Consider the following 14862-nt stretch of genomic DNA (forward strand, 5'->3'; position numbering starts at 1 on the left):
GTCCGGAAAGGAGATTATTTCTGATCCGGCTGTTTCTGCTGCTGATCCGCCGACTGCTGCTTGACGATATCCTGCATGACGGATTTCAGCGAATTGGACTGACCGCCCTCGTCGACGGTGATGATGTCGTCGATGACCGGCTTGCCTGCCTCCTGAATGACCTCGAAACGTACCGTGGTCACCGCCTGACTGTTGGCGTCAGAGCCCTGGCAAGCCAACGACTTGAAGGTCGCGACCACCTCCGTCGTATCACCCTTGGGGGCCTGCGCGGCGATATTCATATCCTGTAATGGACACGCATCCTGACCGCCGACAATGACATCATAGTCGAAGGGCGAAATACCGTCTTCGTCAACGGCTGGAAACTGCGCCGCCGCCTTGTATTTCGCAATGAGATCCTTGCTGTAGCGCTCATCCAGCTTGCTCTCGTCGAAAATATCCTGCCAGTCGCTGTCGCCGCCCGCCCAGTTGGAAACGGTAGCGTCCATCACTGCCTTGACCGGCGTCGTCACATCAGCCGCAGCAGCCGGGCCTGCACTGAGCGAGAGGGGAAGAAAAACAGCGAGAAGCGCGGCAGCGGCAATTTTCTGCATGATAAGAATCCGTAATGATCAGCGAAGCATGCGCGCGACATTAGCCGCATCCATCGCTTTGGCAATGGTCCGCCCCGGAAAAGCAAACCGCGCGATGAGGAGGATCTGATGAGCAAAAACGCCTCTTTGGCGCCTCTTTGGCTTTGCGTTCGGAACTTGCGATGCTATAGCGCTCGAGACTTCATATCACTCACGGGGACATCCGCTCCCATCAGCTTAAACGAGGCAGAAGCATGAAGAAGATCAAGGTCGCTAACCCCGTTGCCGATCTCGATGGCGACGAGATGACTCGCATCATCTGGCAGTTTATCAAAGACAAACTGATCCATCCCTACCTCGATATCGATATCGACTATTACGACCTCTCGGTCGAAAACCGCGATGCGACCAACGACCAGGTCACCGTCGACGCCGCCAACGCCATCAAGAAACACGGCGTCGGCATCAAGTGCGCGACGATCACGCCGGATGAAGACCGCGTCAAGGAATTCAACCTCAAGCAGATGTGGAAGAGCCCGAACGGCACGATCCGCAACATTCTCGGCGGCGTCATCTTCCGCGAGCCGATCATCTGCAAGAACGTACCGCGCCTGGTTCCGGGCTGGACCAAGCCGATCGTCGTCGGCCGTCATGCCTTCGGCGACCAATACCGCGCGACCGACTTCAAGTTCCCCGGCAAGGGCAAGCTGACCATCAAGTTCGTCGGCGAAGACGGCGCGGTCATCGAGAAGGAAGTCTTCGACGCTCCGGGCGCCGGCGTGGCCATGGCCATGTACAACCTCGACGAATCGATCCGCGAATTCGCTCGTGCCTCGATGATGTACGGCCTGATGCGCAAGTGGCCGGTCTACCTCTCGACCAAGAACACCATCCTCAAGGCCTATGACGGCCGCTTCAAGGATATCTTCGAAGAGATCTACCAGAGCGAATTCAAGGCGAAGTTCGACGAAGTCGGCATCACCTACGAACACCGCCTGATCGACGACATGGTCGCTTCCGCGCTCAAGTGGTCCGGCGGCTACGTCTGGGCCTGCAAGAACTACGACGGCGACGTCCAGTCCGACACGGTCGCCCAGGGCTTCGGCTCGCTCGGCCTGATGACCTCGGTTCTCTTGACGCCGGATGGCAAGACGGTTGAAGCTGAAGCTGCTCATGGCACGGTTACCCGCCACTACCGTCAACACCAGAAGGGCCAGGAAACCTCGACGAACTCGATCGCCTCGATCTTCGCCTGGACCCGCGGCCTCGCACATCGCGCCAAGCTTGACGACAATGCCGAACTCGCCAAGTTCGCCGCGACCCTCGAAACCGTGTGCGTCGATACCGTCGAATCCGGCTACATGACCAAGGATCTGGCGCTGCTGATCGGTCCCGACCAGCCGTGGCTCTCCACCACTGCCTTCCTCGACAAGATCGACGAGAACCTGCAGAAGGCCATGGCTGCCTAAGCCTCGGCAACAGCAAAGCTTATGAAAACCCGGCCTCAGCGCCGGGTTTTCTTTTGCCGGAAAAACTTGCCGCCGCCCGCTGCGGATGACAAGAATGGCAGAATAAAAGGGAGGAACGCATGACCGAGGAACTCGTTTTCTACACCAATCCGATATCGCGCGGACGCATCGCCCGCTGGATGCTGGAGGAGACCGGTGTGCCCTATCGCACCGAATATCTCGACTTCGGCACGACGATGAAGGCGCCTGAGTATCTTTCAGTGAACCCCATGGGCAAGGTGCCGGCGATCAAGCACGGCGATACCGTCGTCACCGAAGGTGCGGCCATCTGCGCCTATCTGGCCGAAGCCTTTCCGCAGGCAGGCCTTGCGCCCACCGCCGCCGAACGTGGCCGCTATTTCCGCTGGATGTTCTTCGCCGCCGGGCCGATGGAGATGGCCGTCACCAATCGTGCCCTCGGCTTCGAAATTCCGACCGAGCGCCTGCGCATGGCTGGCTGCGGCAGCCTGGACAATGTCTTCGACACGCTGGAGCAGGCGGTCACCGCTTCACCCTACATTGCAGGCGACCGTTTCACGGCCGCTGACGTCTATGTCGGCTCCCATGTCGGCTGGGGTCTCAATTTCGGCACGATCGAAAAGCGGCCGGCCTACATCGATTACTGGAGCCGCGTGAGCGACCGCGATGCCTATCGCCGCGGCAACGAAATCGACAATGCGGCGATGCCGAAACAGGCGAATGGCTGAAAAGACAAAGCTCTACAGCCATTCTCTCAAGCGAGACTACGTGCCGCTATTGCAGCGGCATGTAGATCTCGGTCAATAATTCCGTCGGCTGCACGTCGCGCGGATTGTTGAGGTATTCCTCGAACATCACCGCGTCGCGCAGCTGACGACCGGAAGCGGGCAGCCATTCGGCGTAGAGCCACTGATAGGCCTTGTACATATCGGCATAGGGGCCTTTGTGCCGCAGCACGGCGTATTCGCCACCATCGACCGTCCGACGCTCCAGCGGAGCGTTGGCGGCGACCTCCTCGCTGGCATTGACGCAAGCATAGGAGCGCAGCTTCTCCGCCGGGACGACATCCGGATCATCGAGATAGACGCCAATCATCCGCATATCGGGCCTGGCAAGGCTACGGGCATAGAGCGTACCGAACAGGATTTCGAAAGCCTGGCCGATCTGCATGTAGGGACCGGTATGGGAAACCCCGATCAGCGAGAGCGAGGGAATGGTGCGAAGCGTGACGTCGAACATGAGCTTGATCCTTCCTTGGGTGCTGGGTTCGAAGATCGTGTGACTTCCCTCATTCCGATATCGCGCCGGCGGCATGCCGTAGACGGATTTGAAGATACGGTTGAACGATTGGAGGTTGGGATAGCCCGACCGCTTTGCAATGTCGTTGACGGCAAGATCGGTGTTGACGAGATCGCCGGCGGCGCGATGCAGCCGCAACCGTTTGACGGTGGCAGCCGCCGTCTCGCCATAGATCGCCCGATAAATCCTGTGCCAATGATAGCTGGACATGCAGGCAATCTCGGCAAGTCTCTCCATGTCGAGCTCTTCGTCCAGATGCTCATGGATATAGGCAGAAACCCGCCGCAGACGGGTTTCATAAAGCGCCCATGCCGTTTCGCCGTTCAAGTCAGCCCCCTTGCAAATCGATCGGCCCCAAGGAACCATATCCCGATTTGACAAATCCTGCTGAGTTGGGTGGATGCGGAACTATTCGGTTGGGTTGGATACGCCCCGATGGTTGATAAGCTCAACTAGTTGGTAAGCGTAGAGCTTGGTGCCCACTTGGCTGACGAAGAACTCGGAATCTCCATAGAACGGTCTGTTGATCTTTGCCAACCAACTCGTCTTCAGTTGCCGTGCTTTATCCTCACGGATTTTCAACCGGACGCCCTCTGCCCTTCTGAAGTATTGAACTTTCGCACCAATGATATCACTCCAGGGTATACGTTCCTTCCCGATATCTGAAGCGATAAGGCCCTCGGGGGAAAAATCAAACGCCAAGGCCTGGCATACGCAAACGGGCACCAACACCAGAAATACCGCAGTACCCAAAATCCCGATAAAAAGAAGATAGCTGCCCAACCCTTCGCGGCAATAACCAAAGTATGCCAAGAAGGCCATAAAGGCGCCTCCCCCAAAAACAGAGAGCAATCCTTGAATAGCAGATGAGCGCGAGCGGTATAGTGTCACGTTCACGAAGCTCCTGTGCCGCGGCTATTGGGCCAACGGCCCAATCTAGCACGACCGCAACCCTTAAGCGAGTGCTGCAGCAACCGCCTCGATCGCCTCATCCGCCTTGGCACCGTCCGGTCCACCGGCCTGGGCCATGTCGGGACGACCGCCACCACCCTTGCCGCCAAGGGCGGCAGAGGCGATGCGGACGAGATCGACGGCGCTGAAGCGGCCGATCAGATCGTCGGTGACGGCAACAACCGCGCTGGCCTTGCCGTCTTCGGAAACGCCGATCAGCGCGACGACGCCGGAGCCGAGGCTGGTCTTGCCCTCATCGGCAAGACCCTTCAGATCCTTCGGATCAACGCCGGAAATGGCCTTGCCGAGGAACTTGACGCCGTTGATGTCGCGGACTGCATCGGCCGAGCCGCCCTGGCCGCCGCCCATGGCGAGCTTGCGCTTGGCGTCCGCCAGTTCACGTTCCAGCTTGCGGCGCTCATCCATCAGCGCTTCGACACGCGAAACGACATCGGTCGGCTGCACCTTCAGCGCAGTGGCAAGCGCCTTCACGCGGTCATCCTGTTCGGCCAGGTAATCACGAGCGGATTCGCCGGTGACTGCCTCGATGCGGCGCACGCCGGCGCCGACTGCGCTATCGCCCAGGATGCGGATAAGGCCGATCTGACCGGTCGCGGAGGCATGCGTGCCGCCGCAAAGCTCGATGGAATAAGGCTTGCCGGCCTTCGCACCGCGCACGCCCTGCCCCATGGACACGACGCGCACTTCATCACCATACTTCTCGCCGAACAGCGCCATCGCACCTTCGGCAATGGCATCGTCGACGCTCATCAGGCGGGTCGTGACCGGTGAATTCTGCAGCACGATCTCGTTGGCCATATCTTCAACGATCTTCAGCTCCTCAGCCGACATCGGCTTCGGATGCGAAACGTCGAAGCGCAGGCGCTCAGGCGCGACCAGCGAGCCCTTCTGCGCCACATGGGTGCCCAGCACCTCGCGCAGCGCTTCATGCAACAGGTGAGTTGCCGAATGGTTGGCGCGCAGGCGCGAACGCCTATTGTGATCGACCGTCAGAACAACGGCGTCCCCGGTCTTGATCGTGCCGTCCGAAACCGTGGCGATATGCACGAACAGGCCCTCGCCCTTCTTCTGCGTATCGCTGACCGCAAGCTTGCCGGTATCGCTGGAAATCACGCCGGTATCACCCATCTGACCGCCGGATTCGCCATAGAACGGCGTCTGGTTGACGATGATCTGCACTTTGTCGCCGGCGGACGCGCTGTCGACGGCAACGCCGTCCTTGACGATCGCCTGGATGACGCCTTCGGCAACTTCCGTATCATAACCGAGGAACTCGGTGGCGCCGTGCTTTTCCTTGAGCTCGAACCAGATGGTTTCGGTCGCCTTGTCGCCCGAGCCGGTCCAGTGCGAACGTGCCTCGGCCTTCTGCCGCTCCATCGCATCGGTGAAGCTGGAGATATCGACGCCGATGCCGCGGGCGCGCAGCGCATCCTGCGTCAGGTCCAGCGGGAAGCCATAGGTGTCATAGAGCTTGAAAGCGGTTTCGCCATCGAGGCTATCACCCTTGTGCAGCGTCGAAGTGGCATCGTTCAGCAGCGACAGACCGCGTTCCAGCGTCTTGCGGAAACGGGTCTCTTCGAGCTTCAGCGTTTCGGAGGTCAGCGCCTCAGCGCGCACCAGCTCGGGATAGGCGCGGCCCATTTGCTGCACCAGCGCCGGCAACAGCCTCCACATCAACGGTTCCTTGGCGCCCAGCAACTGCGCATGGCGCATGGCGCGGCGCATGATGCGGCGAAGCACGTAACCGCGACCTTCGTTCGACGGCAGCACGCCGTCGGCGATCAGGAAGGCGGAGGAACGCAGGTGGTCGGCGATGACGCGATGGCTGGCGCGATGCTCGCCCTCGGCCTTGACGCCGGTTGCCTCTTCCGAAGCCTCGATCAGCGCCCGGAACAGGTCGATGTCATAATTGTCATGCTTGCCCTGCAACACGGCGGCAACGCGCTCGAGACCCATGCCGGTGTCGATCGACGGACGCGGCAGGTCGACCCGCTCCTGCTTGGTGATCTGCTCGAACTGCATGAAAACGAGATTCCAGATCTCGATGAAACGGTCGCCATCCTCTTCCGGCGAGCCGGGAGGTCCGCCCCAGATGTGATCGCCATGGTCGTAGAAGATTTCAGAGCACGGGCCGCAGGGGCCGGTATCGCCCATCGCCCAGAAATTGTCGCTGGTGGGGATACGGATGATCTTGTCGTCCGAGAGACCGGCGATCTTCTTCCAGAGGTTAAAGGCGTCGTCGTCAGTGTGGTAGACCGTCACCAGCAGGCGCTTGGCGTCGAGGCCGAATTCCTTGGTGATCAGGTTCCAGGCGAGCTCGATGGCCCGCTCCTTGAAATAGTCGCCAAAGGAGAAATTGCCGAGCATTTCGAAGAAGGTGTGGTGACGGGCGGTATAGCCGACATTATCGAGGTCGTTATGCTTGCCGCCGGCGCGCACGCATTTCTGCGCGGTCGATGCCGTCGTGTAAGGACGCTGCTCCAGGCCGGTGAAGACATTCTTGAACTGCACCATGCCGGCATTGGTGAACATCAATGTCGGATCGTTGCGCGGCACGAGCGGGCTCGACGGCACGATCTCGTGACCGTTCTTCTTAAAATAGTCGAGGAAGGTCGACCGGATTTCATTCACACCGCTCATGTTTGGCCCTTCAGTATGCCTTCGGCAAGTCCTATCAAAGTCAGTGGCTTTTATCGTTCGCTCCCGGCCCTGTCCAGCCGCACAAACAAAACCGGCCGCACATCCCTTGGACAATACGGCCGGTTTTGAATTTTAGTCCTATATCAAAGCCTGGAACGGCTCCGGAAACCGCTATTCCGCGGCAGCTTCACCGTCATCGGCATCAGGCCCGCCATTCTGCAGGAAGCGATCGGCGATCAGCCCGGCATTCTGGCGCAGCGACAGTTCGATCTCGCGGGCGAGATCCGGATTGTCGCGTAGGAAGAGCTTCGCGTTTTCGCGGCCCTGGCCGAGGCGCTGGCTGTTATAGGAGAACCAGGCACCGGACTTTTCGACGATGCCGGCCTTGACGCCGAGATCGACCAGTTCGCCGGTCTTGGAAACGCCCTCGCCATACATGATATCGAATTCCACCTGCTTGAAGGGAGGCGCCATCTTGTTCTTGACGACCTTGACGCGGGTCTGGTTGCCGACCACCTCTTCGCGCTCCTTGACGGCGCCGATACGGCGGATGTCGAGGCGGACCGAGGCGTAGAATTTCAGCGCATTACCGCCGGTCGTCGTTTCCGGCGAACCGAACATAACGCCGATCTTCATGCGGATCTGGTTGATGAAGATCACCATGGTATTGGACTTCGAAATCGAAGCGGTGAGCTTGCGCAGTGCCTGGCTCATCAGGCGGGCCTGCAGACCCGGCAGGCTGTCGCCCATCTCGCCTTCGATTTCGGCGCGTGGCGTCAGCGCGGCAACGGAGTCGACGACGAGAACGTCGATGGCGCCGGAGCGCACCAGCGTGTCGGTGATTTCAAGCGCCTGTTCGCCGGTGTCAGGCTGCGAAATCAAAAGGTTCTGCAGGTCGACGCCAAGCTTGCGGGCATAGACCGGGTCGAGCGCGTGTTCGGCATCAACGAAGGCGCAGATGCCACCCTTCTTCTGTGCCTCAGCAATCGTCTGCAGTGCCAGTGTCGTCTTACCGGAGCTTTCCGGCCCGTAGATCTCGACAATGCGTCCCTTCGGCAAGCCGCCAATACCGAGCGCGATATCGAGGCTCAGGGAGCCGGTGGAAACTGTTTCGATTTCGACCACGTTCTCGTTAGAGCCGAGCTTCATGATCGAGCCCTTGCCGAACGACCGCTCAATTTGAGAGAGTGCCGCTTCAAGTGCCTTGCTTTTATCCACCGATTTGTCCTCTACAAGCCGCAAAGAATTCTGAGACATTCGATCCACCTTTAGGTTATTGAAGCCGCTCAAGCAATGTCGCCGCTGATGAGAATTGTGTACTCTATTTGTTCTCATTTCGCAAGGCCACAACAAGCGATTGAAAGAAAAAGGTAAAATGAATTCCGTTCTACATTTGTTTTCTTCTTTCATCCCAAGCACTTACGTGCCCACGCCGACCATTTCCGGCATGTTATCAACCGCTTCGATTCGCCTTTTTGGCCGCTGAGGAGATCGATATGGCGAAGAAGATTCTCGTTTTGGGCGGCGCTCATATTGATCGGCGCGGCCGCATTTTTGGCGACACGGCGCCCGGTGCCAGCAACCCCGGCGCCTGGTTCGAGGAACCAGGCGGCGGCGGCTTCAACGCGGCGCGCAATCTCGCCCGCCTCGGCTTCAATGTACGGCTGATCTCGCCACGCGGCGGCGATCCCTCAGGCGAAATGGTGGCGGAAGCCGCAAACCATGCCGGTGTCGACGACAAGCCCTTCGTCTTCCTTGACCGCAAGACGCCGAGCTACACGGCGATCCTCGAACGCGACGGCAACCTGGTGATCGCGCTCGCCGACATGGAACTCTACAAGCTGTTCGTACCGCGCCGGCTGGCGATCCGCGCCATCCGCGACGCTTTCGAAGCCACCGACCTAATCCTCTGCGACGCCAACCTGCCGGCCGACACGCTGAGCTCGATTGCCACCCGCGCAGCCACCCTCGGCAAGCCATTGGCCGCAATCGCGATCTCGCCGGCCAAGGTCGTGCGGCTGAAGCCCTGCCTTGCCGGCGTCGACCATCTCTTCCTCAACGAGGCGGAAGCCGCGGCGCTGACGGAAAGCCGGCCGGACGATCCGCGCGATTGGGTTGCCGAACTGCGCGCACTCGGCCTCAAAAGCGGTGTGATTACCCGTGGCAAGCGCGAATTGATCGCCTTCTCCGGCGACACCACCGTCAGCCTGCAGCCGCCCGTCGTCGACAATGTCGCCGATGTCACCGGCGCCGGAGATTCGCTTGCCGCCGGCATTCTTTCCGCTCTGCTTGCCGGCCACGATCTTCCCGAGGCCGTGCGCCACGGGACCGCTGCGGCTGCAATCACTGTGCAATCCCCTTTCGCCACGGCGGAAAATTTGTCGCCCGCGCTTCTGAAGGCGATGTTGGCTCTTGTTCCACAAGCCGTAATTCTGTCATGAAGCGCATTGATTTCGCATTTCCTGTTTCAGCCGATTGGACTAGACCATGACCAAGCCCATTTCCCCCCTACTGCCGATCTCCTATTCGAAGGAAGTTGCCGCCGCCAAGATGCGTGGCGCACCGCTCGTGGCTTTGGAATCGACCATCATCACCCATGGCATGCCCTATCCCGGCAATATCGAGATGGCGCAGAGCGTCGAGGCTATCATCCGCCAGGAAGGCGCCGTGCCGGCGACCATCGCCGTCATTCATGGCGTCCTGCATATCGGCCTGGAGCCGGAAGAGCTCGAAGCGCTCGCCAAGACCGAGGGCGCGATGAAGGTATCGCGCGCCGACCTCGCCTTCGCCATTGCCGAACGCCGCACGGGCGCAACAACGGTTGCCGCGACAATGATCGCCGCCGCCCGCGCTGGCATCAAGGTTTTCGCCACCGGCGGCATCGGCGGCGTACATCGCGGCGCTGAGGAAAGCTTCGATATCTCAGCCGACCTGGAAGAACTCGCCCGCACCGGCGTCATCGTCGTCTGCGCCGGCGCCAAGGCAATCCTCGACATTCCGAAGACGCTGGAAGTGCTGGAAACCCGCGGCGTTCCGGTCGTCACCTACGACAGCGCCGAATTCCCGGCCTTCTGGTCGCGCGCCTCCGGCCTGCCGAGCCCGCTGACGTTGAACAGCCCAGCGGCGATCGCCAATTTCCAGGCAACCCGCGAACAGCTCGGCATCGACGGCGGCATGCTGATCGCCAATCCGGTGCCGGAAGCAGCCGAGATCCCGCGCGAGGAAATGGAGATCTACATCGAGCGCGCGCTCGACAGCGCCGAACGCGACGAAATCGTCGGCAAGGCGGTCACTCCCTACCTGCTCAGCACCATCTTCGATCTCACCGACGGCCGCAGCCTGAAGACCAATATCGCGCTGGTCGAGAACAATGCACGCCTCGCCGCCGAAATCGCGGTTGCTCTGGCGGAATAATGTGAGTGAAGGGCAGCTCAGATGCCCTTTATGTCTGGCCCTGAGTATCAGGTTAGACAAACCCCATCTTAACTTGTTCGACAATCCGAGCGTTGGCTGCAGTGAAACAATGTTTCTACTGCAGCCTCTCCTGGAACTGATCCCTTGCGAACAAGACCGTCGCCAAAACGCAGATTGCCAGCTCGATCAGAGACGTCCAGTGAAAGACAAAGTTGAGGTACCACGGCTGATAAAGCGCCGGTACCTGAACGAGGTTGAAACCTTGGTCGCTGAAAGGAAATAGCCAGTGGATATCGGCAGCCACCGAATCTAGAGCGAGATGCAGCAATATGCTGAGCAGGCCGACCAAGACGAAGATCAACCACACACGCTTACGAAATATGACGAGCCCTAAAGCCAAAACACCTGCGATCGCGAGCCAGAAGACCGGTGTGTGCGTTATATAATCGTGGTGCTCGTGTCTTCGTTGGTCAACGAGGTAGAAGTAAGCAAGATCCGCATCCGGCAAAACCGAGCACACCAAAGCTAGGCCAACCAACGACCTTTTGTAGATGGCATCCCGTTGAATCACGAGTTTTGAAAGGATGTAGCCTGCGGGAAGATGAGCGATGAACATCTCTTAGTTGCTGCCATCTCATTGTGACTAGCTTTTGTTCGCAATTCGCGATCTCTCAGCGAGATACAGAAAAATTCTAACTAGTGATCCAAAGTTTCTCTAACAACCACCGCAAGCTGCTTCAGCGAGAACGGCTTCGGCAGGAAGCCGAATTTGGCGTCGGCGGGCAGGTTGCGGGCGAAGGCGTCCTCCGCATAGCCGGAGACAAAGATGAACTTCATATCCGGATATTTCTTGCGCAATTCCCCAAGCAGCGTCGGCCCATCCATTTCCGGCATGACGACGTCGGACACGACGACATCCACCTGGCCGTCGAGTTCTTCCATGATCTCGAGCGCCTCGACGCCAGAACCGGCCTCGTAGACCGTGTAGCCGCGTGTCTCGAGCATGCGCTTGCCGCCACGACGGACCGCCTCTTCGTCCTCGACGAGGAGTACGACAGCCGACTTGCCGGTGAGATCCGCCGGTTCTTCCGGCGGGACGACGGCAGCGACGCTCTGGTCCATCGCCGAGATATCGCGGCTCTCGGGCGACTGGCCTTCCGTCAGGGCCGGCATTTCGACGATGTGGCGCGGCAGGAAGATACGGAATGTCGTGCCTTTGCCGACTTCCGATTCCGGATGGATATAGCCGCCGGACTGCTTGATGATGCCATAGACCATGGCAAGACCGAGACCTGTGCCCTTACCCACTTCCTTCGTCGTGAAGAAAGGCTCGAAGATCTTGTCCATGATTTCGGGGGCAATACCGGTGCCGGTGTCGTTGACCTCGACCAGCACCATTTCCTCATGCGGCAGATAGGCATAGTTGAAAGCAGCGACATCGGCGGCCGGCAGATTGCGGGTGCGCAGCGTCAGCGTGCCGCCACCCGGCATAGCGTCGCGGGCGTTGACGCAGAGATTGATCAGCACCTGCTCGAACTGCGACAGATCGGTCTTCACAGGCCAGAGATCGCGGCCGTAGTCGACATCGAGCTTGACATGCGTGCCCGATAGCAACCGCTCCACCAGCATGCGCAGGTCGCCAATCACGTCGGTCAGATTGAGAATCGACGGCCGCATCGTCTGCTTGCGCGAGAAGGCGAGCAATTGCCGCACAAGGACGGCGGCGCGGTTGGCATTGCGCTTGATTTCCATCAGATCGGCGAAGCTGGCATCGGCCGGCCGGGCCTGCAGCAGCAGATGGTCGGAAGACAGCAGGATCGCGGTCAACACGTTGTTGAAATCATGCGCGATGCCGCCGGCAAGCGTGCCGACCGCATTCATCTTCTGCGTTTGCGCCATCTGCGTTTCCAGAGCCTTCTGCTCGGTCACTTCGACGGCATAGACGATGGCTGCCTCTTCCGGCGCCTCATCGGTCTGATCGATGACGGCGTTGATATAGAAGCGGAAATGCCGCGTGTCGTCCTTCGGATTGCGGGAATCGATCGGCGGGATATCGCCCTGCCGGTCCTTGGCGGCGGCCAGCGCATCTTCGAGCCGGGGCCGGTCGCTTTCGTTGACGATCGTTTCAAGCGCAGCACCGCGCTCGATATCGTCGCGCGACACGAGATCGGAGAAGAGCTTCAGGAACGGCGCATTCGTACGCAGGATACGCCCAGAACCGTCGACCGAGGCGATCGCCATCGGCGTATTGTTGAAGAAGCGGCTGAAACGCATCGCCGCGACAGAAGCCGACTGGTCGTTGTCGCCGCCATTCTGGCGCGTCAGAACGATGGTCCGGCTTTCGCCCGGCGCACCGTCGCGCATCGAGGTAACGCTGTGGACGATCTGCACCGGCAGACTCTGGCCGTTGGCGCGGCGCAGATCGAGATCGAGCGTCACCGTCTTCTTCAAGCCCGGCTCGGCCTGCACGGACTGGATCAGCGTCAGGCCCTCGCCCGCGACGAGATCGCCGACGCTCATCGAGCCCGGCGTGAATTTGGTGAGATCGAAGCCCAGCCATTCGGCAAGCGTCGCGTTCAAATAGAATATCTCGCCCTTGCGCCCAGCCGAGAAGAAACCCGCCGGCGCATGATCGAGATAATCGATAGCGTTCTGCAGCTCCTTGAAGAAGCGCTCCTGATCATCGCGTTCCGAGGTAATGTCGGTGATCTGCCAGATATGCAGCGCCTTGCCGCGTCCCTGCTCCGGCGGCAGAACGCGCGCCTTCAGGCGATACCAATGCGCGCCATTGCCATTGCCTTCCGCAAGCCCGAGCGGCTTCAGCAGCCGGAATTCCTCGGCCCCCTCCTTGCCGTCACGCAGGCCATTGGCCAGACGATAGAGCGCCTCGTTGGATTCGCGATTGCGCGACAGCAACGTTTCCAGCGATTGCACCTCGGTGGCCTTGGCCGCTCCGGTCAATCGGCCATAGGCGGCATTGGCGTAGACGATGCGGCCCTTTTCGTCCGTGATCAGCGTGCCGTCCGGATGGCTGTTCAGGAAGGAGCGCGCCAGGCTGTCGGACTGGGTCTGAGGCATCACCTCGACGAAGCCGATGATGGACGACACGAGAAAGAAAATGCCGACCATGGCAAGAATACCGAGCCCGCCAAGCACGGCCTCATTGTCGAGCTCGTCCTTGAAAACCACGAAAGCCGCCGCAGCGGCCACCAGCACCAGCGCCAGCAGAATGATGCGCAGCACGGTGCCCGAACGAACCCCGCGGTCCACCAGCGGTACGCTATACTCGTCGGACGGACGCTGCTTCGTCATGGACCCCTCGTCTCCGTCCTCCTCCTTGTCGCGTCGTGCACTTGACGGATCGCCGGAATCGGACCTTTCCGAATCATCTTTAGCAATTTGCCGCCTCAGCAAAAAGCTTTGCGGAGGCAGAAAGGCTTGTATTCACAAGGAAGAGCGCTGAACAGCGAACGATCTTATCTTGCCTCGAAGGTGGACCTGTCCATATGATTGCCTCATATCAGGACAAAGAGGAAGGCGCGCGGCCAGTCGTATACCACGGCAAGGCCGCGACATCGGGGTTAATTACGGAGTATCTCGACATGTGGGACGAAATCGCCGGGGCCTATGGCAGCCGCTTCCTTCTTGCAGCCGGTGGGGTGGGCATTGCCCTTCTCCTGCTGATCGGCATCCTTTGGATCCTGCGCAGCCGAGCGCCGTCGCCCTTCGTGCGGGGCGGAAAGAACCGCCAGCCGCGCCTGCAGGTTCTGGACGCCGCCGCCGTCGATGCCCGCCGTCGCCTCGTGCTGGTCCGGCGTGATGGCATCGAACACCTCATCATGATCGGCGGCCCGACCGATATCGTCATCGAATCCGGCATTTCCGACCCAAGCAAGGCCGCGGCACAGACGCCGATCCCGATCGAACTGCCAACCCTTGCTGAACGACGGCTGGAGCCGGTACCAGAACTCCCGCGCCTTGACCGCCAGCCGCCCGAGCCTGCGGAAGCCAAGATCGAAGCCTATCTGAAGGCCGAACCAACCGTTGTCGTCGAGCCGGCAATCGAGCGCCCACAGCCTGTTACGGCCCAGCCGCCGCGCGTACAACAATCCACAGCGGCCGTGCTGAGCGAGGCGGAGGCAGCCGAGATATTGGACGCGGCACGTCACGTCGTCCTGCCGCAGGAGCCGCCCCGCCCCGCCCCGGCAGTTGCGGCGCCACAGGCGCGTGAACCCGGCAGCGATTTCCAGCGCGTGCTGGAAGCGGAAATGGCAAACAATCTCACCGCCGAGCGGATCATTCCGAACGTGCAGCCGCAGCAGCAAATACAACAGCAACCGGCAGTCGCCCCCGCTCAACAACGCCGCGACCCGGAACTCGCGCCGATCACCGGCTCTGACGCTGCACTTCAGAAAGAGGTCGCGCGCATTTTCGGCGAAATGAGCGTCAACCGCGATAAATAGATTCCGGGCATGATA

Annotated in this window: 12 protein-coding genes; 5 read left to right on the plus strand and 7 right to left on the minus strand. The window is 60.2% G+C overall.

Annotated elements, in window-relative coordinates; genetic code table 11:
- Positions 1 to 14: 14 nt before the first annotated feature.
- Positions 15 to 593 carry a hypothetical protein gene (locus tag PMI03_RS18980; RefSeq protein WP_007696359.1) on the minus strand — a complete coding sequence of 193 codons (579 nt, stop codon included), beginning with the start codon at positions 591 to 593 and terminating at the stop codon, positions 15 to 17.
- A gap of 233 nt (positions 594 to 826) precedes the next feature.
- Here PMI03_RS18980 and PMI03_RS18985 point away from each other — a divergent pair, with 233 nt between their 5' ends.
- Positions 827 to 2041, plus strand: coding sequence for an NADP-dependent isocitrate dehydrogenase (locus tag PMI03_RS18985; RefSeq protein ID WP_007696360.1), 1215 nt, complete (start codon positions 827 to 829; stop codon positions 2039 to 2041).
- A 119-nt stretch (positions 2042 to 2160) separates the two neighbouring features.
- On the plus strand, positions 2161 to 2787 hold the full coding sequence (locus PMI03_RS18990; RefSeq protein WP_007696361.1) for a glutathione S-transferase family protein: 627 nt from the start codon (positions 2161 to 2163) through the stop codon (positions 2785 to 2787).
- 46 nt (positions 2788 to 2833) lie between these two features.
- Here the strand turns inward: PMI03_RS18990 and PMI03_RS18995 are convergent, their stop codons facing one another.
- The 4 genes from PMI03_RS18995 to recA form a co-directional block, all read right to left on the minus strand.
- Positions 2834 to 3685, minus strand: a complete 852-nt coding sequence (locus tag PMI03_RS18995) for a GyrI-like domain-containing protein (protein WP_007696362.1) — start codon at positions 3683 to 3685, stop codon at positions 2834 to 2836.
- A gap of 81 nt (positions 3686 to 3766) precedes the next feature.
- Positions 3767 to 4255 carry a hypothetical protein gene (locus PMI03_RS19000; RefSeq protein ID WP_309574419.1) on the minus strand — a complete coding sequence of 163 codons (489 nt, stop codon included), beginning with the start codon at positions 4253 to 4255 and terminating at the stop codon, positions 3767 to 3769.
- 57 nt (positions 4256 to 4312) lie between these two features.
- Entirely contained in the window at positions 4313 to 6970 is a 2658-nt protein-coding gene (gene alaS / locus PMI03_RS19005; RefSeq protein ID WP_007696364.1) for an alanine--tRNA ligase, read from the minus strand.
- A gap of 171 nt (positions 6971 to 7141) precedes the next feature.
- On the minus strand, positions 7142 to 8227 hold the full coding sequence (gene recA / locus PMI03_RS19010; protein WP_012651593.1) for a recombinase RecA: 1086 nt from the start codon (positions 8225 to 8227) through the stop codon (positions 7142 to 7144).
- Positions 8228 to 8466: 239 nt separating this feature from the next.
- On the opposite strand from recA, the gene PMI03_RS19015 reads away from it, so the two are divergent.
- A complete protein-coding gene (locus tag PMI03_RS19015) occupies positions 8467 to 9411 on the plus strand; it encodes a carbohydrate kinase family protein (RefSeq protein ID WP_007696368.1) in 945 nt (314 codons plus the stop codon).
- A 46-nt stretch (positions 9412 to 9457) separates the two neighbouring features.
- The gene (locus PMI03_RS19020; RefSeq protein ID WP_007696370.1) at positions 9458 to 10384 is read left to right on the plus strand and encodes a pseudouridine-5'-phosphate glycosidase; all 927 of its coding nucleotides are present in this window, start codon (positions 9458 to 9460) and stop codon (positions 10382 to 10384) included.
- A gap of 115 nt (positions 10385 to 10499) precedes the next feature.
- On the opposite strand, the gene PMI03_RS19025 is transcribed toward PMI03_RS19020, so the two are convergent.
- Positions 10500 to 11000 carry a metal-dependent hydrolase gene (locus PMI03_RS19025; RefSeq protein WP_007696372.1) on the minus strand — a complete coding sequence of 167 codons (501 nt, stop codon included), beginning with the start codon at positions 10998 to 11000 and terminating at the stop codon, positions 10500 to 10502.
- An 80-nt stretch (positions 11001 to 11080) separates the two neighbouring features.
- Entirely contained in the window at positions 11081 to 13696 is a 2616-nt protein-coding gene (gene cckA, locus PMI03_RS19030) for a cell cycle histidine kinase CckA (protein ID WP_007696374.1), read from the minus strand.
- 290 nt (positions 13697 to 13986) lie between these two features.
- On the opposite strand from cckA, the gene PMI03_RS19035 reads away from it, so the two are divergent.
- Positions 13987 to 14847 carry a flagellar biosynthetic protein FliO gene (locus PMI03_RS19035; protein WP_039974341.1) on the plus strand — a complete coding sequence of 287 codons (861 nt, stop codon included), beginning with the start codon at positions 13987 to 13989 and terminating at the stop codon, positions 14845 to 14847.
- Positions 14848 to 14862: the final 15 nt, after the last annotated feature.

The organism is Rhizobium sp. AP16 (assembly GCF_000281735.1).
Classification (GTDB): domain Bacteria; phylum Pseudomonadota; class Alphaproteobacteria; order Rhizobiales; family Rhizobiaceae; genus Rhizobium; species Rhizobium rhizogenes.